We start from the raw sequence: 18734 nt of genomic DNA, 5'->3' as shown, positions 1-18734 counted from the left end.
GGCGTCCTGTAGGGGGTTGAAAATTGACCGCGAATCTTACAGTCCGGCGGGAGCCTCGGCAAAGGCCCCCGCCGGATGGCCGCGCTGTCAGTCGTCGCTGATGGTGATGTTCGGCATGGCGGTGGCGGCCTGGTCGGACTGTGCGATACGCGCCCCGACGCAGCGCGCCATCTGCTGGTAGATCATGGCGATCTGGCTTTCCGGGTCGGCGATGGTGGTCGGCTTGCCGCCGTCGGACTGCATGCGGATGGCCATGGACAGCGGCAGGGAGGCCAGCAGATCGACGCCGTACTGCGCCGCCAGCTTCTCGCCACCGCCTTCGCCGAACAGGTGCTCGGCATGGCCGCAGTTGGAGCAGATGTGCACGGCCATGTTCTCCACCACGCCCAGCACGGGGATGTTCACCTTGCGGAACATCTCCACGCCTTTCTTGGCGTCCAGCAGGGCGAGGTCCTGCGGGGTGGTGACGATCACGCTGCCGGCCACCGGCACCTTCTGTGCCAGGGTCAGCTGGATGTCGCCGGTGCCCGGCGGCATGTCCACCACCAGGTAGTCCAGGTCGTTCCAGGCGGTCTGGGTGATCAGCTGGATCAGCGCGCCGGACACCATCGGGCCGCGCCAGACCACCGGAGTGTTCTCGTCGGTGAGGAAGGCCATGGACATCACCTCGACGCCATGGGCCTCGATCGGCACGAAGAACTTCTGGTCGCGCACCTTGGGCCGGGTGCCCTCGGGGATACCGAACATGATGCCCTGGCTGGGACCATAGATATCGGCATCGAGGATGCCCACGCGGGCCCCCTCTCGGGCCAGGGCCAGGGCCAGGTTGGCGGCGGTGGTGGACTTGCCCACACCGCCCTTGCCGGAGGCCACGGCGATCACGTTCTTCACGTTGGTGAGGGCTGGAACCTGGTCCTGGGCCTTGTGCGCCGCGATCACGCAATCCACCTGCACCTCGGCGCTGTCCACGCCATCGAGGTTCTCCAGGGCCATCTTCAGCATCTGTGCCCAGCCGGACTTGAACAGGCCGGCCGCATAACCCAATTCCAGGCGCACGCGGACCTTGCCGCCCTGGATATCGACCTCGCGCAGGCAGCCGGCGCTGACCGGGTCCTGATCGAGATGGGGATCGGTGAACTGGCGCAGGGTGGCTTCGACCTGGGCGCGGGAAAGAGTGCTCATCGCATAACTCCGGAAAGACCGAGCAGAATAGGCGGCTATCCTAACCGACCGCCCAGCCGCTGGGTCCTTCGGGCGTGAAAAAATCGCGCCGGGCCTATATAGTTGCCGACTTCCTTTTGTTTCGTATCCGGTAGCCGAGCACCATGACCGAGCCCCGCAAGATTCTTGTGACAAGCGCCCTCCCCTATGCCAACGGGTCCATCCACCTCGGGCATATGGTCGAGTACATCCAGACGGATATCTGGGTGCGCTTCCAGAAGATGCGTGGCAACCAGGCCATCTACGTCTGCGCCGACGACGCCCACGGCTCGGCCATCATGCTGCGCGCCGAGAAGGAAGGCATCACCTCCGAGCAGTTGATCGACAACGTCCGTGCCGAGCACACCACCGACTTCGCCGACTTCCTGGTGGACTTCGACAACTACCACTCGACCCACTCGGAAGAGAACCGCGCGCTCTCCAGCAGCATCTACACCAAGCTGCGCGACGCCGGCCACATCGCCACCCGCCCGGTGACCCAGTACTTCGACCCGGACAAGCAGATGTTCCTGGCCGACCGATTCATCAAGGGCACCTGCCCGAAGTGCGCGGCCGAAGACCAGTACGGCGACAACTGCGAATCCTGCGGCGCCACCTACTCGCCCACCGAGCTGAAGAACCCCAAGTCGGCCATCTCCGGCGCCACCCCGGTGCTCAAGGAGTCGCTGCACTACTTCTTCAAGCTGCCGAACTTCGAGGCCATGCTCAAGGAGTGGACCCGCAGCGGCGCCCTCCAGGAATCGGTGGCCAACAAGATCGCCGAATGGCTGGATGCAGGCCTGCAGGAGTGGGACATCAGCCGTGACGCGCCCTACTTCGGCTTCGAGATCCCGGACGCCCCCGGCAAGTACTTCTACGTCTGGCTGGACGCCCCCATCGGCTACATGGCCAGCTTCAAGAACCTCTGCGCGCGCCGTCCGGAGCTGGACTTCGACGCCTTCTGGAACAAGGACTCCAAGGCCGAGCTGTACCACTTCATCGGCAAGGACATCGTCAACTTCCACGCCCTGTTCTGGCCCGCCATGCTCGAAGGCGCCGGCTACCGCAAGCCCACCGCACTGAACGTGCACGGCTACCTGACGGTGAACGGGCAGAAGATGTCCAAGTCCCGCGGCACCTTCATCAAGGCGCGCACCTACCTGGACCACCTGCAGCCGGAATACCTGCGCTACTACTACGCGTCCAAGCTGAGCCGCAGCGTCGACGACCTCGACCTGAACCTCGAGGACTTCGTGCAGAAGGTCAACTCCGACCTGGTGGGCAAGGTGGTCAACATCGCCAGCCGCTGCGCCGGTTTCATCCACAAGGGCAACGCCGGCAAGCTGGTGGCGGCCAATGCGGCGCCGGAATTGTTCGCCGAGTTCGCCGCCGCCGCGCCGAGCATCACCGACGCCTACGAGAATCGTGACTTCGCCCGCGCCATGCGCGAGATCATGGCCCTGGCCGACCGCGCCAACGCCTGGATCGCCGACAAGGCGCCCTGGGCCCTGGCCAAGCAGGAAGGCAAGCAGGACGAGGTCCAGGCCGTGTGCGCCGCCGGCGTCAACCTGTTCCGCCAGCTGGTGATCTTCCTCAAGCCGGTGCTGCCGCAGCTGGCCGCCGCCGCCGAAGCCTTCCTCAACGTCGCCCCGCTGACCTGGGACGACCACAAGGTGCTGCTGGCCGACCATCAGTTGAACCCCTTCAACCCGCTGATGACCCGCATCGAGCCGGCGAAGATCGAAGCCATGGTCGCCGCCTCCAAGGAAGACCTGGCCGCCGCCAACGCGCCCAAGGGCAACGGCGAGCTGGAAAAGGACCCGCTGGCCGCCGAGATCGCCTTCGACGCCTTCGCCGCCGTCGACCTGCGCATCGCGCTGATCGAGAAGTGCGAGTTCGTCGAAGGTGCCGACAAGCTGCTGCGCCTGACCCTGGATATCGGCGATGCCAAGCGCAACGTGTTCTCCGGCATCAAGAGCGCCTACCCGGACCCGGCACAGCTGGAAGGCCGCCTGACCCTGTACGTGGCCAACCTGGCCGCGCGCAAGATGAAGTTCGGCGTCTCCGAAGGCATGGTCCTGGCCGCCGGCCCCGGCGGCGAGGAAATCTACCTGCTGAGCCCCGACAGCGGCGCCAAGCCGGGCCAGCGCGTCAAGTAAGGCCCCTCGGCTGCAACACAACGCCCGCCTCGTGCGGGCGTTGTGCTTTCATGCCTCCCCTCTCCCTCAAGGGAGAGGGGCCGGGGGAGAGGGTCGTGCCATACCGCAGGGTGCCCGCAACCTCCCTGAGCTAGCCTTAACCCAGGCGCGGCCGCGCCCCTGTACCACTCCGGCTGCATCCCGGATAATACGCGGCCCTTTTTCCAGACCGGCGACGCTCAAGTCCCTATGACCGATTTCCTCTTCGCCCTGCTCGGCGCGGCCCTGGTCAACAACCTGGTTCTCGGCCTGCCGTTCGGCGCCGATAGCCTGCGCCAGCCACGCAGCCGCGCCCTGGCGCTTGCCGGCGGCGCGGTGATCGCCCTGGCCACGCCCCTGGCCTGGCTGCTGGAGCACCTGCTGCTGGCGCCGCTGGAGCTGGGCGCCGTGCGCCTGTTCATCTTCCTGCCGTTGCTGGCACCGCTGGCCTGGCTCAGCCTGCGCCTGCTCGCCCGCCTGCGCCCGGCCCTGGCCCGGGACGGCCTCTGGCCATTGCTGGTGGTCAATGGCGCGGCGCTGGGCGCCATGCTGCTGGGCGCCGCCGGCAGCTTCCCGGTCGCCCTCGGCATGGGCCTGGGTGGCGGCCTGGGTTTCTGGCTGGTGCTGAGCCTGTTCGACGACCTGCTGCGGCAAGTGGATGAATCCCTGGTGCCAGCCGCCTTCCGTGGCGCGCCCCTGCTGCTGGTCTGCGCCGGGCTGATGGGCCTGGCGCTGCTCGGCTTCAACGGCATGGGGGCGCAATGAGCCAGGCCAACCTGATCCAGCGCATCGACGCCCTGCTGCCGCAGACCCAGTGCGGCAAGTGCGGCCATCCCGGCTGCAAGCCCTACGCCGAGGGCATGGCCCGGGGCGAGGCGATCAACAAGTGCCCACCCGGCGGTACGGCCACCATCATCGCCCTGGCCGACCTGCTGCAGGTCCAGCCCCTGCCGCTGGACGCTCCCAACGGCGCGGTGCCGCCACAGATCGCCTTCATCCGCGAGGCCGAATGCATCGGCTGCACCAAGTGCATCCAGGCCTGCCCGGTGGACGCCATAGTCGGCGCCGCCAAGCAGATGCACAGCGTCATCAGCGACGAGTGCACCGGCTGTGAACTCTGCGTGGCGCCCTGCCCCGTGGACTGCATCGACATCCTGCCACTGGCGGAACCGGCCGCCAGCGCCCAACGCCAGCGCGCCGACCAGTTCCGCCAGCGCTTCGAGTTCCGCAACGCGCGCCTCGCCCGTGACGACGCCCGACGCCGTGCCGATCGCGAAGCCCGTGCCGCTCGCGCCGCCGAAGCCGCCCAGGCCGAGACCAGCAGCGCCGCGCCGCTGGACGCGGTACAGGCCGCCATCGAACGGGTGAAAGCGCAGAAAGCCGCGCTCCCCAGCCTGAACGACCAGCAGAAGCGTCTGAAGATCGAGGCCGCCATGGCCCAGGTGGCGCTGAAGAAGGCCGAGGACCGGCTGGAGGTCTATGGCACCTCCGACCTGCAATCCCTGGTGGCCGAACTGCGCCAGGCCAATGACAAGGCCCAGGCCGCGCTCACGGCAGCGCTGGCGGTGCCGGCCCCGCAGGTGGACGAAGCCGCCCTCAAGCAGGCGAAGGTCGCCGCCGCCATGAGCCGTACCCAGCTGAGCCGTACCGAGAAGGCCTTCGGCGACGCCCCCACTGCCGATCAGCAGGCCCAGCTTGCCGAGCTGCGCGCCGCGGTGGAGCGTGCCCAGCAACATCTGGACAGCCTCCAGGGCATACCGGTCGCCGCGCCAGCCAGCGCGGGCGAGGCCAATCTCAAGCGCGCGAAGATCGCCCTGGCCAGCCGTCGCGCCGAGCTCAAGAGCGCGGAACAGAAAGGCGCCAGCGAAGCCGAACTGGCGCCACTGCGCAAGGCCCTGGCCGCCGCCGAAACCGCCTTGCACGCCGCCGAGGATGCTTCCGGCAAGCAGCCGCCGAACCTGCAACGCGTCGACAAGCGCCCGATCGACCCGGCCCTGCGCGCCATCAAGACCGAACTGGCCTACGCCCGCGCCGACCTCGGCAAGCTGGAGCGCCAGTCCGCCGCCGACCCTGCCGCCCTGGCCAACGCCCGTGAGCGCCTGGCCAAGGCGGAACGGGCCCTCGCCGAACAGTCGCCGTCGTCATGACCACCCGCCCGGCCTTCGACCCGCGCCCCAGCATGCAGCTGGTGCTGGTCGCCTGCCTGCCGGGCCTGCTTGCGCTGTTCTGGCAATACGGCTGGGGCAGCCTGTTGCAACTCCTGGTGGCGATACCGGTCGCCCTCGCCTGCGAAGCGCTGGTGTGCCGCCTGCGTCGGCAGCCGGCCATGGCCGAAGCGGCGCTGTTCAACCAGCCCGTGCTGGGCGAAGGCAGCGCCCTGGTCAGCGCCACCCTGCTGGCCCTGGCCTTGCCCCCCTACTCGCCCTGGTGGCTCACCGCTGGCGCCTGCGCCTTCGCCCTGTTGTTCGGCAAGGCGTTGTTCGGCGGCTTCGGCCAGAACCCCTTCAACCCCGCCATGCTCGGCTACGCCGTGGTGCTGGTGGCCTTCCCCGCCCTGCTCAACCAGTGGCCCAGCCCCGGCCAGCACCCCGGCCTTGGCGAATCGCTGCAACAGGTGCTGGGCCTGGGCGCTGGCCTCCCCGATGGCTGGAGCCAGGCCACCGCGCTGGACAGCCTCAAGCACAACAATCGCCTGACCATCGACGAACTCTTCGCCGGCCACACGGCCTTTGGCGGCTTCGGCGGACGCGGCGCCGAATGGATCAACCTGGCCTTCCTCCTGGGTGGCCTGTTCCTGCTGCAGCGCAAGGTGATCCGCTGGCACGCGCCGGTAGGCCTGCTGGCCGGCCTTTTCGTCGCAAGCCTGCTGTGCTGGAACGGTAGCGGCTCGGATTCCAACGGCTCGCCGCTGTTCCACCTGTTCAGCGGCGCCACCATGCTCGGCGCCTTCTTCATCGCCACCGAGCCGGTCTCCGGCGCCGGCAGTGACCGCGCGCGCCTGCTGTTCGGCGTAGGCACCGGGGTGCTGGTCTACGTGATCCGCGCCTGGGGCGGTTATGCCGACGGCATGGCCTTCGCCATCCTTCTGATGAACCTGCTGGTGCCCACCCTCGACCGCCTCGCCGAGCGCGGCCGGGAGGTGCGGCCATGAAGGGCCGCGACCTGGGGATACTCGCCGCGCTGGCGGTCCTCGGCCTGGTGCTGCTGATCGCCGTCGGCCAGCTGCTCGGCGAGCGCATCGAAACCGGGCGTCAGGCCGCCGCCGAGCGCGCCCTGCTCGACCTGTTGCCCCCCGGCAGCTACGACAACCATCCGCTCGCCCAACCCATCGCCCTGCCCGCCAGCGAATTGCTCGGCAATCCGGCTCTCACCCAGGCCTGGCTGGCCAGCCGCCAGGGGCTCCCGGTGGCCGTGCTGCTGCCCGCCACGGCCAAGGGTTACGAAGGACCGATACACCTGCTGCTGGCCATTCGCCCGGACGGCCGCCTGCTCGCCACCAAAGTGCTCGGCCACCGGGAAACCGCCGGGATCGGCGACCGCATCGAGCCGGCCCGCAGCGCCTGGTTGCGGCAGACATTCAGCGATGCCGCCCTGGCCAGCCACCCGGAGGCGGAATGGCGGGTAAAGGCCGACAAGGGCCAGTTCGACCAGATCGCCGGCGCCACCATCACCTCCCGCGCCGTGGTCAGCGCTATCCAGCACGCCCTGCAGTACTTCGACGGCCATCGGCAACTGCTGCTCGGGGAGACATCGCCATGAAAGCCGACCACCTCGGCCTGCTGGGCCTGGCCCTGCTGCTGGGCGCCACCGACCTGCTGGTCAAGGGCCTGGGGTTGGCGCTGCTCGGCTTGCCCGTGCTGACGCTGTTCGGTCTCGCCCTGCCGCTGTTCGACCGACACCTGACGGGAAACGCCCACTGGCTGGGCGCGACGCTGCTGTCCGCCCTGCTGGTGAGCCTGGCCAGCCTGCTGTTGCAGGCCGGCGCCTTCGACCTGCACCAGGCACTGGGACCTTACCCCTACCTGCTGGTGGTGCCCTGCGTGCACCTTGCCTTGCGGGAGCGTCCCGACGCCCTGGAAGGCCTGCGCGCGGGGCTGGCCTTCGCCCTGCTCGCCCTGCTGCTGGGCGCGCTGCGCGAAGCCCTGGGCCACGCCAGCCTGTTCGCCCACGCCGACTGGCTGCTGGGACCGACGGCCCTGGGCTGGCAGCTGCAATTGGGCGCCAACGGCATTCCGCTGTTCGCCCTGGCACCCGGAGCCTTTATCCTGCTCGGCACGCTTCTGGCGCTGTGGCGCCACCTGACCAACCGGACCGCTGATTCCCGATGAACGCCGCGAAACGCTACGAAATCTTCCGCCGCCTGCACGAAGACAACCCGAACCCCGAAACCGAACTGGCCTACAGCACGCCCTTCGAGCTGCTGATCGCGGTGATCCTCTCCGCCCAGGCCACCGACGTCGGCGTCAACAAGGCCACCGCCAAGCTCTACCCGGTGGCCAACACCCCGGAGGCCATCCACGCCCTGGGCGTGGACGGGCTGTCGGAGTACATCAAGACCATCGGCCTGTACAACAGCAAGGCCAAGAACGTCATCGAGACCTGCCGCATCCTCGTCGAGAAGCACGACAGCCAGGTGCCGGACAACCGCGAAGACCTCGAAGCCCTGCCCGGCGTCGGCCGCAAGACCGCCAACGTGGTGCTCAATACCGCCTTCCGCCAACCGGCCATGGCGGTGGACACCCACATCTTCCGGGTCAGCAACCGTACCGGCATCGCCCCCGGCAAGAACGTGCTGGAGGTGGAGAAGAAGCTGCTGAAATTCGTCCCGAAGGAATTCCTCCTCGACGCCCACCACTGGCTGATCCTGCATGGCCGCTACGTCTGCGTGGCGCGCAAACCCCGCTGCGGTGCATGCCGCATCGAGGACCTGTGCGAGTACAAGGCGAAGACCTCGGACGATTGATCGCCTATTGATTTACTCAAGTATCCGATTGAAAAAATCTTTTTTACCGACTCCAGCTTTGCCGTTATAAGGTCCGCCAAGAGCGCCCCGCATCGTGGAGTGAACCTTATGACCACAGCCAAAGAAGAAATCGAACTCGAAGAAGACTTCGTCGCGGAGGACTCCGAAGAGTCGGAAGCCCCGGCGGAAGCCGCGAAGACCAACCTGACCAAGCGCCGCATCATCGACAACTACCTCGAGGAACGACGCCTGCAGAAGCAGCTCTCCGACTACGATTTCGACCTCTGATTGGCGCCTTGCCCAAAGCCCCGCAAATGCGGGGCTTTTTGTTGGCCTGGACCTGGTACAGACGAGCAGGTTACCGAGTCCAGCCCCTACACCCGGAAACGCCCCACCAACTCCTGGAGCTCGCCCCCCAACCGTGCCAGCAACTGGCTGGAACTGGCGGTTTCCCGGCTCGCCGCCGCCGTCTGTTCGGCCACCGCCTGCACCCGCAGGATGCTGCGATTGATCTCTTCGCTCACCGCGCTCTGCTCCTCCGCCGCCGTGGCGATCTGCAAGTTGCGGCCACGCAGGTCGTCGATGCTCTGGTCGATGCCGAGCAACGCCTGGCCCGCCTGGCGCGCGAGGTCCACGGTCAGCTGGCTCATGTCGCGGCTGCCGAGCATGGTGCTGGCGGTCTGCTGCACGCCGTGTTGCAACTGCCCGATCAGGTCCTGGATCTGGGTCGTGGAGCTCTGCACCCGCTGGGCCAGCCCACGCACCTCGTCGGCCACCACCGCGAAGCCACGTCCCGCCTCGCCGGCGCGGGCGGCCTCGATGGCGGCGTTGAGCGCCAGCAGGTTGGTCTGCTCGGCCACCGAGCGGATCACATCCAGCACGTAGCCGATCTGCGCGCTGTCTTCGTGGAGCCGGGCCATCACCTGGGCCGACGCTTCCACCCCGGCGGCCAGGTGCTCGATCTGCTGGATGGCAGCCTGCACCACCTTGTTGCCCTTGCCCGCCTCGTCGCAGGCGAGTTGCGCGGCGCTGGCCGCCTGGCCGGCGTTGCTCGCCACCTCCTGCACCGTATAGGCCATCTCCTGCATGGCGGTGGCGACCTGGATGGTCTCGGACTTCTGTTCCTCGACACCGATCCGGGTCTGCTCGGTAACGCTGGATAACGCCAGGGCCGCGCCGTTGATCTCGCCCACTCCACCGCCGATGCGGCCGATAAGTTCCCGCAGGCTGCCTTGCATCCCCTGCACGGCCTGCTGCAGCTGCCCCAGCTCGTCGCCTCGGGCTGCCGGCGCCACACCACAGAGATCGCCCTCGGCGATGCGCCGGGCCTGGACCAGGGTTTCCCGAAGCGGGCGGACGATCTGCCGGGTGATGCTCCAGGCCGCGAACAGGGCCACCAGCAGCGTCACCCCGGCGATACCCAGCAATTGCAGGCGTACCCGGGTGGTCTCGCGGTTACGCCGCTCCAGCAAGGACGCCTGCAACTGCTCGCTGAGCCCCTGCACCCCCTCCGCCCGTTCGGTCATGACACGGTTGGCCGCCGCCATGCTGGCGATGCTCTGGCGAAAGCGCTGCAGGGACTCCTGGAATCGCTCCAGGGCTTTCAGGGTCTCCCCGAGAATGGCGCCGCTGCGCGCCGGCAACTGGCTCTGCAGGGTGCCGGTAGCCTTGGCCAGGGATTCACCGGCGTCGAAGGCCGCGCGTTCGCCCTCGGGCGTCGGCGCTCGCACATAGGCCAGGGTCAACAGACGCAACCGCAGGAACTGCTGGTTGAGGCCACCCACCGCGCGGATCTGGTCGAGCATTGCGTGGGTATCGAAGAGCTGCTCCAGGTCCGCGAAGAACTGCTCCTCCAGCCGAGCGAACGCCTGCATGCCCTGCTCTGCTGCGGCAATTCCGAAGCGGCTGGCGTCCTGCTGGTCGGTGCGGGCCTGGGTCAGTGCGGTAAAGGCCTCGCGATACGCCTGGATGGCGTCGCCTATCTGCGCCACGCGCTGGCGGTCGGCGGCATCGTCCAGGTCAGCGCCCAGTCGCGCCGAGTCGGCCAGCATCGCCTCGGCGAGTGTCGCGACGCGCTCGCCCGTAGCCTTGTCGCCGCCGAGGGTGAAATCCCTGCGGGCCCGGTCGGCCTGGAGGAAGTGCAGGTTCAGGTCGTTGCCCTGGATGAGCTGGTCGCCACGCAGGCTGAGGCGGTCCAGGCTTGAAAGGGCGGCCAGGGTGATCAGCAGCGCCAGCAGCAGCACCAGCGCGAAACCCAGGCCCAGCTTGAGGCCGACCCGCAGGTCGGCCATCCGGTAAAGGCGCGGTGGGAACATGAAAAGGCTCGGTAAGAAGGCGGCGGCCGAGCCGCCGCCGTGGGCTCAGAAGTAGTAACCGATGTTCAGGTTGGTGCGGAAAAGCCACTCGTCACTGCGTGCGGAGGTGGTGCTGGTGAAGCCGGTACCGCTCTCGGCGCCGCCGTAGGGGTTGGCGTTGCGGCCCCAGGTTAAGTCCAGCCAGCCCATGATCGGCATGGCGATGAACTGCACGCCGGCGGTGTACATCTGCGAGTCGTCCCAGCCGCTCTTGTCCTTGAACATGCGGCTGTAGTCGTTATAGAAGCGCAGCTTCTTCAGCATGCCCATGTTCGGCGTGAGCACGTCGTAGGCAACGTTGAAGGACGCCACCGACGCCTTCGAGGCGATCAGGAAGGCCGGCGTCAGGCCGTTGGCGCCCATCAGGACACTGTCGTCGCTGACCCCGGCCGGGTTCTTCGGATCGAACTCGTAGCGGATGGCCTGGGTGGTCACCGACCAGTTGCCACGGTTGATCACCGCATGCAGCGCACCGGCCCAATAGTCGCCGTCGTCCCGGGTGGTGGCGTTGTAGAGACGCGCCGCTGCCACCGAACCGCCCAGTTCCGTCTTCCAGCCATCGCCGGCGAAGTTGCGCGCAACGCGCAGGTTCACCTGGTCGCGCTTCTCGTTGTCCTGGCGCGAGTGGATGGCCGGGATGGCGTTGTCGTTCAGGTCGGAGAAACGCCCCACCTCGGGCGAGTAGCGCAGGCTGCCGGGCAGCATGCGCGGGAAGTAGCCGGCCTGGACGTGCCACTCGGGGTCCTTGTAGACGTACTTGGCGCCAGCGCCGGCGCTCGAGCCGTAACCCAGGAAGAAGGGAATGTGATAGCTCCAGCCGAACTGCGGGTAGGGCTCCAGGCCAAAGGGCTTGAAGGGCGCGCCCAGTTGCAGGCTGGAGGTGTCGTTGAACTTGTAGCCGACGAAGCCACGGTCGATGGAGCGCTTGCCGTCGTCCTGGAACCAGTAGCCGACATCGGAGAAGAAGTTCTGGTGGGTGGCCTGCACATCGAGACGGAAGGTATCGAAGAGGAAGCGCCCGTTGTTCTCGGTGGTATCCCAGTTTTCGTCGCGATAGTTCATCCGCAGGGCGCCACCGATGTCCAGGCTGCTCTGCCCATCGTCACTGCGCAGGCTGATATGCGGGAATGGCTTGGGCGGCGTGGCGGCCGGCGGCACGCCAACCGGCGACGCGGGGCCGGCGGACTGGTCGGCCATGGCGGAAAGGCTGGACAGGGCGAGCCCCAGGGACAACAGGTACTTGTTCATTACGACCTCATCTGCAGTTCGCGAAGGCAGAGCTTTGGGCAAAGCGATATCCATCGCCTGAACTTCCACGACAACTTGAAGTTGTCATCATGGAAATAAACAGACGCTTTGCTTATTGCCCGTCAATTATTTTTCGGCCCTTCCATCGGCCTTTTCGGCTGTTACCCGACAGGGTTGTCGAGAGGCCATCCACATCGCATTTCGTTTTATCTGCGACACGACGTTTTGAGCATGAATCATGCCATTGCATCGCCAGCAGCCACTAACCAAATAAATACTTTAAAAACAATTGTTTATATGTGAAATGAAGAAGTTTGTACCGCCCTCGAAACGGGCAGTTGGCGGGGTAACAAAAACGCACAAAGTGTGTGCGTAGAATATTCACGGTGACACTTTCTGGGGACTTCTACGTTTCACACAGAAAACACTCACGTTTTTTTGGCGTGATAACAGAGAACTTAATTAAGAACAGAAGTTGCGCTGAATGTTTGATTAGCGAAACAAGATCAGTTGTTCAGCTCATTGCTGCGCGGGCAGTGGGTTTCTGTTTCGCCCACCCGGGCGAGTTACTTCTTTCAAACGTCGGGATGCCGAACCACAAAGAAGTAACCAAGAACGCTCGCCCCAAGCATCCGGCCCGGCTGCGCCGGCTCCCCTCGCCACGGGGAGAGGGGCGACTGGGAATCCGCACAAAACTGCCAATCATCCCCACTCCCCCCGCAAAAAAAACCGGCGTCACGAGCGCCGGCCAAATGGTGAGAACAACAGCAAGGAGGGAGCAACTACAGGTCGAGCACCAGGCGCGCGCCCTTGCAGCCGGAAACGCAGACCATCATGGTCTGGTTCGCCGCCTTCTCGGCCTTGGTCAGCACGCCGTCGCGGTGCTCGGGTTCACCTTCCAGCACGCGGGTTTCGCAGGCACCGCAGACGCCTTCGCGGCAGCTGCAATCAACCTCGATACCCGACTCCAGCAGGGCGTCCAGCAGCGATTTGCCACCCGGCACTTCGATGCGCTTGCCGCTGCGGGCCAGCTGCACTTCATAAGTGCCCTGGGGCGCCGTCGGCGCGGGGGCTGCGGCGGCGAAGCGCTCGATATGCACGTTCGGGTGGCCGAGGCTTTCGCAGAGGCTCTCGAAGGCATCGATCATCGGGGTCGGGCCGCAGCAGTAGAAGTGCGCGCTGGACGGCCGCTCGGCGAGGAAGGCCTTGAGGTCGACCGGCCCACCCTTCTCGTCGTCGAAATGCAGCCGGATATTGCCGTCGATGGCGGCCAGCTCTTCGACGAAGGCGGCTTCCTTGCGCGTGCGAGCGCAGTAGAGCATCTCTACCGAGCGGCCGAGGGCGCGCAGGCGGTTGAACATGCAGTAGATCGGAGTCACGCCGATGCCGCCGGCCACCAGCACCGTGTGCCCGGCCGCTTCGTCCAGTTGGAACAGGTTGCGCGGCGGGGATATCTGCAGCTGCATGCCCACTCGCAGGTTCTGGTGCACATAGGCGGAACCGCCCCGGCTGTTGCGGTCGCGGAGGATGCCGACCACGTAGCGGTCGCGGTCCTCCGGCGAGTTGAGCAGCGAATAGCTACGCACCAGTCCGTTGCCCAGGTGCAGGTCGATATGGGAGCCGGCGCCGAAGCTGGGGAACTCCTGGTCGCCTTGGGGGCGCAGCTCGACGCTGATGATGCCTTCCGCTTCGAAACGCAGGGTGTGGACGAAGGCCGTTAGCGTGTTAGTGAGAGTCATGTTCTACCTCTGGTTCAGGCTTCGTCGCGGTTCGCCGGGGCGATGCCCGGCGGGTCGGTGGCGCGGATACGGCGGACCAGGATCACAGCTGCCTGGCCTCGATCAGTTCGAGCTGGGCCTTGGCCAGGTTCTTCATGTGGCGGCGCAGGCGCACCAGGCCCAGGTCGTGCTGGTAGAGGTTCTCCCGCTGGTTGGCGTCCGGCTCCATGAACTCGAGCATCTCGCGGTCCTGCTCCAGCACGGCCCAGTGGCGGGCTTCCAGGCGGTTCTTGTAGAGGAAGCGCCAGGTATCGCGCTGCCAGCCGGTGAGCGGGCGGCAACGCCAGTGGAAGACCGCGGAAAGCTCGCGGGAGATGGGCGTGTAACTGCCGACGATATGGAAGTTGCCGCCCGGACCGCCGGTCTTCGGATAGGGGATCTCCAGGCGCATCCAGTGCACGCCGGTATCGGCCCATTCGGTCCAGTCGAAGTTCACCCCGCGTTGGCCATCCTTCTCGAAGATGAAGCCGGTGTCAGTATCACGGGTGACGAACTTGGCGTGGCTCTCGCCCTCGGACATGGAGTGCGACTGCTTGTGCAGGTAGGTGCCGTGCATGGGGTCCATGACGTTGTCCAGCACGTAGCGGTAGTCGCCGCGCCACTCGGCGTAGCAGAGGAAATGGGAGAACTCGGCGGAGCTCAGTTGCTCGGGCAGCACCAGCGGCGGCGCTTCCTCGATGTTGCCCGCGGAGTTGTACAGCCAGACCGCGCCGGCCGCTTCGGTGACGTGGAAGTAGCGGGTCGCCTGGCTGCCTTCCAGCTTGCAGCCCGGGCTGCCTGGTACGCGGGTGGTGACGCCGTCGCAGCGCACTTCCACGCCGTGGTAGGGGCACTGCAGGCGGTCGCCCAGGTTGACCCCGCGCGACAGCGGCGCGCCCCGGTGCGGGCAGTGGTCTTCGAGGGCATGCAGGGTGCCGTCGGTGTCGCGCCAGAGCGCCAGCTTGTAGCCGAGCCGGCGCAGGGACACCGGCTTGTCGGCGATGAAGCCGGTCGGGCAGATGGGGTACCAGAGGTTCTTCAGGCCGTTGGCGAGGAGTTGTTCAACAGGGTCCACGGTGCTCATTTCGCTTTCCTCTTCAGGGAATTCACTCGCCCAGGCGGGCCATCAGGGTCTTGTAGGCGTCCTCGGTCCAGGGCTCGCCGCCCGGGCAGGTCGGGCCGGCCTGGTTGAGGTAGCCGACCAGGCCCGGCAGGTCGTGGATGCCGACGGCGAAGGCGCGCTCGATGGAGTCGCCGAGCAGGTCTTCGAAGGAGTTCGGCACGCGGGTACGTGCCTGATGGGGTTCCAGGTAGGGTTGTTGCATGTCATCGGCCTCCATTGCGGCCCCGTTCGTGGATGTCGTCGTGCTTGAGCAGCACGGTCAGCGGCAGCGTCCGGCTCATGCCGAGGTACCTGCCCCAACCTGGTCCAGTGGCTGGCGCCAGGCGTCGTAGCCATAGACCCAGTCGGCATTGCCGCCGGCCTTGAGCCACTGGTTGCCGCGGGAGCCGATCTGGATCTCGCTGGTCCGGGCCAGGCGCGAGTCCTGGTAGCCGACCAGGGCTTCGGCGAGGTTCGCGTGGCTGGCGCCGGCCAGGTGGCGCGCCAGCACCACGGCGTCCTCGATGGCCTGGCCGGCGCCTTGGGCCATGAAGGGCATCATCGGGTGGCAGGCGTCGCCCAGCAGGGTGATACCACCCCGGGACCAGAAGGGCAGCGGATCGCGTTCGTAGAGCGCGGTCTTCAGTACCTGGTCGCAGGCCGCCAGCAGAGCGCGGGCGTCCGGATGGAAGGCGGTGTAGTGGCTGCGCAGCTCGTCGACGTCGCCGGCACCGGTCCAGGACTCCTCATGCCAGCTGTCCTGGCCGGTGGTGGCGAAGATGAAGATGTCGCGGCCCTGGTTGAGCGGGAAGGTGACGATCTGGCTTTCCGGGTTCGGTCCCCACCACTTGGTGAAGGCCTGGATGTTCGGCACCCGGGCCACGCGCTCGACCGGCACCACCGCGCGGTAGGCGACCACGCCGGTGAAGCGTGGGTTCTCGGCGCCGAACAGGGCGCGACGGACCACCGAGTGGATGCCGTCGGCGCCCACCAGCAGGTCCACTTGGTCGCGGCTGCCGTCCTGGAAGCAGATGTCCACGCCATCGGCCTGCTGCACCACGGTTTCGGCGCGCCGGGAGAACAGCACCTGCTCCAGGGGGAAGGCATCGGCCAGCACCGCCAGCAGGTCGGCGCGGTGGATGGTCAGCTGCGGGGCGCCGTATTTCCGCTCGGCGCTGTCGGCCATTTCCAAGCGCGAGGTTTCTTCGCCGGTATCCCACAGGCGGCTGATGCGGTGGGTCGGGCGGGCGGCGTGTTCACGCACCCTGGCCGCCACGTCCAGCCCGAGGCCATCGAGGGCGCGCACGGCGTTGGGGGTCAGGTTGATGTCGGCGCCGACCCGCAGGAAGGCCCTGGACTGCTCGAAGACCCGTACCTGGTGGCCGGCCTGGCGCAGGGCGATGGCGGCGGCGAGGCCACCGATGCCCCCGCCGAGAATGCCGATATTCAGTTGCGTCATGGGGTGCTCCTCACTGCTTGGGCTTGTCGGTCAGGAACTTGCCTTGCGGCGCCTCGGCGTTCTTCTGCCGCCGGGTGTTGCCGTCGAGGCCACCGGCGATGGCCCACTCGGCGAATACCGTGGGGCCGGGCTCGAAGGTGCGGGCCTGCCATTCGCCGGTCAGTTGGTCCTCGTCGGCGTAGTACTCCACCAGCGCACCGGCGGGGTTCCTGAAGTACCAGAAGTAGGCCGAGGACACCGGGTGGCGACCCGGGCCGATCTCGGTGTCCCAGCCGCAGCGGGAGATGTGCATGCCGCCGCCGAACACTTCGTGGATATCGCGCACGGTGAAGGCCACATGGTTGAGGCCGGCGCGCGGCTGGGGCAGCTGCAGCATGAACAGGTCGTGGTGGCCGCCCTCCTCCGCGCAGCGCATGAAGGCGCCACGGTCGGGGTAGCGGTCGGAGCAGACGAAGCCGAAGCGCTCGCTGTAGAAGCGCTCGCAGGCGTTGACGTCCTTGACGAAGAACACCACGTGGCCAACTTCGATGGGCTGGGCGCGTTCGTAGATGGGGCTGGCCTGGTTGACCCGGCCCTTGAACTGCCAGGTGTTGGACTGGCCGCACTGCACCTGGATGTCGCGCTTCCTGGTGACCTGGAAGCGGATCGCCATGCCATTGGGGTCGGTGCAGCCGATGCGCCCCTCGCCCTCGATGAAGCCGGCGTCGCCGGCGATGCGCTCGGCGTAGAGCTTGAGGTCGGCCTCGCTCTCCACGCCCCAGACCACTTCGCGCAGGGTGGAGCCGGGTTCGATAGCCGGCGGCAGGCCGGGCTTGTCCAGTGCCGCGACTATCACTCGGCAGCCGTTGAGGCTTTCGAACACCACCTGGTCCGCGTCTTCGGCCACTTGCTTCAGGCCCCAGTCGGCGAAGAAGCGGGCGCTGCTGGCCAGGTCCTCCACGCCGTAGGTGATTTCGTCGATTCCCAATACGCTCATCGCGTTGTCCTCATCAATGGCCGCCGGCCCAGGCCAGCGGCTGTTCGTTCAGGCCCCAGTAGAGGCTCTTCTGCTCCATGTACTGGAGAATCCCCAGGCGGCCCTTCTCGCGGCCCAGGCCGCTGTCGCGCCAGCCGCCGAAGGGCGTGGAAATGGAGAACTGCTTGTAGGTGTTGATCCACACGGTGCCGGCCTGCACGGCGCGGCCGAGCTTCCAGGCACGCTGGAAGTCGCGGCTCCAGATACCGGCGGCGAGCGCGTAGCAGCTGTCGTTGGCCTGCTCGATCAGCTCGGCCTCGTCCTCGAAGGGCATGACCACCAGGACCGGGCCGAAGACTTCTTCCTGGCACAGGCGGGCGCCGTTGGAGAGGCCTTCGATGATGGTCGGGGTGTAGAAGTAGCCGCGCTCGAAGGCCTCGCCCCGGGGACGCATGCCGCCGGTGCGCAGGCGGCCGCCCTCGGCCACCCCCATGGCGACGAAACGCTCCACTGAGTCGCGGTGGGCGGCGCTGATCAGCGGGCCCATCTGGGTGCGTTCGTCGGCCGGGTCGCCGATGCGCAGGGCGGCGGCGCCGGCGGCCAGGCGCTCGATGAATTCCTCGTAGTGCTCGCGGGCGACGAACAGCCGCGAGCCGGCGATGCAGGATTCGCCGCTGGAACTGAAGATGCCGTAGAGCACCCCGGCCACCGCGTGGTCGAGGTCGGCGTCGGCCAGCACCATCGTCGGCGACTTGCCGCCCAGTTCCATGGACACCGGCATCATCTTGTCGGCGGCGATCCGCGCGATGTGCTTGCCGGTGCTGGTGCCGCCGGTGAAGGACACGCGCTTGACCAGCGGATGGCGGGTCAGCACGTCGCCTATCACCGAGCCTTTGCCCGGCAGCACGCTGACCAGCCCGCGCGGCAGGCCGGCTTCATCGCAGATGCGCGCCAGGGCCAGGGCGGCCAGCGGCGTGATCTCGGCCGGTTTGATCACCACGGCGTTGCCGGCGGCCAGGGCCGGGGCGAGTTTCTGCGCCTCGGAGGCGATGGGCGAGTTCCACGGGGTGATGGCGGCCACCACGCCCATGGGCTCATGGACGCTCATGGTGAGGAAATCACCGCGCGAGGGCGTGATGGTTTCTTCCAGGGTTTCGCAGGCGGCGGCGAAGAACTGGAAGGTGGCGGCGGCGCTGGCCACCAGGTTGCGGGTTTCCTGGATCGGCTTGCCGTTGTCCAGCCGCTGCAACTGGGCCAGTTCTTCGCTGCGCTCGCGGATCAGGGTGGCGATGCGGTAGAGCACGGCGGCGCGTTCATGGGGCTTGCGCTGGGCCCAGCCGCTTTCGCGGAAGGCGCGCTGGGCGCCCTGGATGGCTTCTTCCACATCGTCCAGGCTGGCGGCGTGCAGCCGGGCGATGGGCTCGCCCGTGGCCGGGTAGAGGCTGGCGTACAGGGCGCCGCCGCCCAGGCGCCATTCGCCGGCGATGCAGATGGGTTGGATCGGGTTCAGGTCTATCAC

17 protein-coding genes are annotated in these 18734 nt (G+C 67.1%); 8 read left to right on the top strand and 9 right to left on the bottom strand.

Annotated elements, in window-relative coordinates:
• Positions 1 to 87: 87 nt before the first annotated feature.
• Positions 88 to 1182 carry an iron-sulfur cluster carrier protein ApbC gene (gene apbC / locus PCA10_RS07820; RefSeq protein WP_016491513.1) on the bottom strand — a complete coding sequence of 365 codons (1095 nt, stop codon included), beginning with the start codon at positions 1180 to 1182 and terminating at the stop codon, positions 88 to 90.
• Positions 1183 to 1325: 143 nt separating this feature from the next.
• Here apbC and metG point away from each other — a divergent pair, with 143 nt between their 5' ends.
• The 8 genes from metG to PCA10_RS07780 all read left to right on the top strand — a co-directional run bounded on the left by metG (position 1326) and on the right by PCA10_RS07780 (position 8628).
• A complete protein-coding gene (gene metG / locus PCA10_RS07815; RefSeq protein WP_016491512.1) occupies positions 1326 to 3359 on the top strand; it encodes a methionine--tRNA ligase in 2034 nt (677 codons plus the stop codon).
• Between the two features lie 228 nt (positions 3360 to 3587).
• Positions 3588 to 4142 carry an Rnf-Nqr domain containing protein gene (locus tag PCA10_RS07810; RefSeq protein ID WP_016491511.1) on the top strand — a complete coding sequence of 185 codons (555 nt, stop codon included), beginning with the start codon at positions 3588 to 3590 and terminating at the stop codon, positions 4140 to 4142.
• A complete protein-coding gene (gene rsxB, locus PCA10_RS07805) occupies positions 4139 to 5524 on the top strand; it encodes an electron transport complex subunit RsxB (protein WP_016491510.1) in 1386 nt (461 codons plus the stop codon). The genes PCA10_RS07810 and rsxB overlap by 4 nt, the downstream gene beginning before the upstream one ends.
• The gene (locus PCA10_RS07800; RefSeq protein WP_016491509.1) at positions 5521 to 6528 is read left to right on the top strand and encodes an RnfABCDGE type electron transport complex subunit D; all 1008 of its coding nucleotides are present in this window, start codon (positions 5521 to 5523) and stop codon (positions 6526 to 6528) included. The genes rsxB and PCA10_RS07800 overlap by 4 nt, the downstream gene beginning before the upstream one ends.
• Positions 6525 to 7136: an RnfABCDGE type electron transport complex subunit G gene (locus PCA10_RS07795; RefSeq protein ID WP_016491508.1), complete on the top strand. Its 612-nt coding sequence runs from the start codon at positions 6525 to 6527 to the stop codon at positions 7134 to 7136. Before PCA10_RS07800 ends, PCA10_RS07795 begins: the two co-directional genes overlap by 4 nt.
• On the top strand, positions 7133 to 7705 hold the full coding sequence (locus PCA10_RS07790; protein ID WP_016491507.1) for an Rnf-Nqr domain containing protein: 573 nt from the start codon (positions 7133 to 7135) through the stop codon (positions 7703 to 7705). The genes PCA10_RS07795 and PCA10_RS07790 overlap by 4 nt, the downstream gene beginning before the upstream one ends.
• Positions 7702 to 8340, top strand: a complete 639-nt coding sequence (gene nth / locus PCA10_RS07785) for an endonuclease III (protein ID WP_016491506.1) — start codon at positions 7702 to 7704, stop codon at positions 8338 to 8340. The genes PCA10_RS07790 and nth overlap by 4 nt, the downstream gene beginning before the upstream one ends.
• Positions 8341 to 8448: 108 nt before the next feature.
• Positions 8449 to 8628 carry a PA3496 family putative envelope integrity protein gene (locus PCA10_RS07780; RefSeq protein WP_016491505.1) on the top strand — a complete coding sequence of 60 codons (180 nt, stop codon included), beginning with the start codon at positions 8449 to 8451 and terminating at the stop codon, positions 8626 to 8628.
• Positions 8629 to 8714: 86 nt separating this feature from the next.
• On the opposite strand, the gene PCA10_RS07775 is transcribed toward PCA10_RS07780, so the two are convergent.
• The 8 genes from PCA10_RS07775 to PCA10_RS07740 all read right to left on the bottom strand — a co-directional run bounded on the left by PCA10_RS07775 (position 8715) and on the right by PCA10_RS07740 (position 18734).
• Entirely contained in the window at positions 8715 to 10655 is a 1941-nt protein-coding gene (locus PCA10_RS07775) for a methyl-accepting chemotaxis protein (RefSeq protein ID WP_016491504.1), read from the bottom strand.
• 45 nt (positions 10656 to 10700) lie between these two features.
• The gene (locus PCA10_RS07770) at positions 10701 to 11942 is read right to left on the bottom strand and encodes a hypothetical protein (protein WP_016491503.1); all 1242 of its coding nucleotides are present in this window, start codon (positions 11940 to 11942) and stop codon (positions 10701 to 10703) included.
• Positions 11943 to 12724: 782 nt separating this feature from the next.
• Positions 12725 to 13681 carry a PDR/VanB family oxidoreductase gene (locus PCA10_RS07765; RefSeq protein ID WP_016491502.1) on the bottom strand — a complete coding sequence of 319 codons (957 nt, stop codon included), beginning with the start codon at positions 13679 to 13681 and terminating at the stop codon, positions 12725 to 12727.
• 82 nt (positions 13682 to 13763) lie between these two features.
• The gene (locus PCA10_RS07760) at positions 13764 to 14783 is read right to left on the bottom strand and encodes an aromatic ring-hydroxylating oxygenase subunit alpha (RefSeq protein ID WP_016491501.1); all 1020 of its coding nucleotides are present in this window, start codon (positions 14781 to 14783) and stop codon (positions 13764 to 13766) included.
• 22 nt (positions 14784 to 14805) lie between these two features.
• Entirely contained in the window at positions 14806 to 15024 is a 219-nt protein-coding gene (locus PCA10_RS07755; RefSeq protein ID WP_016491500.1) for a recombinase-like helix-turn-helix domain-containing protein, read from the bottom strand.
• Between the two features lie 75 nt (positions 15025 to 15099).
• A complete protein-coding gene (locus PCA10_RS07750) occupies positions 15100 to 16260 on the bottom strand; it encodes an FAD-dependent monooxygenase (RefSeq protein WP_016491499.1) in 1161 nt (386 codons plus the stop codon).
• 10 nt (positions 16261 to 16270) lie between these two features.
• Positions 16271 to 17236: a VOC family protein gene (locus PCA10_RS07745; protein ID WP_016491498.1), complete on the bottom strand. Its 966-nt coding sequence runs from the start codon at positions 17234 to 17236 to the stop codon at positions 16271 to 16273.
• 13 nt (positions 17237 to 17249) lie between these two features.
• Positions 17250 to 18734, bottom strand: a complete 1485-nt coding sequence (locus PCA10_RS07740; protein WP_016491497.1) for an aldehyde dehydrogenase — start codon at positions 18732 to 18734, stop codon at positions 17250 to 17252.

Origin of the sequence: Pseudomonas resinovorans NBRC 106553 (genome assembly GCF_000412695.1) — a bacterium.
Classification (GTDB): Bacteria; Pseudomonadota; Gammaproteobacteria; order Pseudomonadales; family Pseudomonadaceae; genus Metapseudomonas; species Metapseudomonas resinovorans_A.
This window is presented reverse-complemented; position numbering and strand designations above follow the sequence as displayed.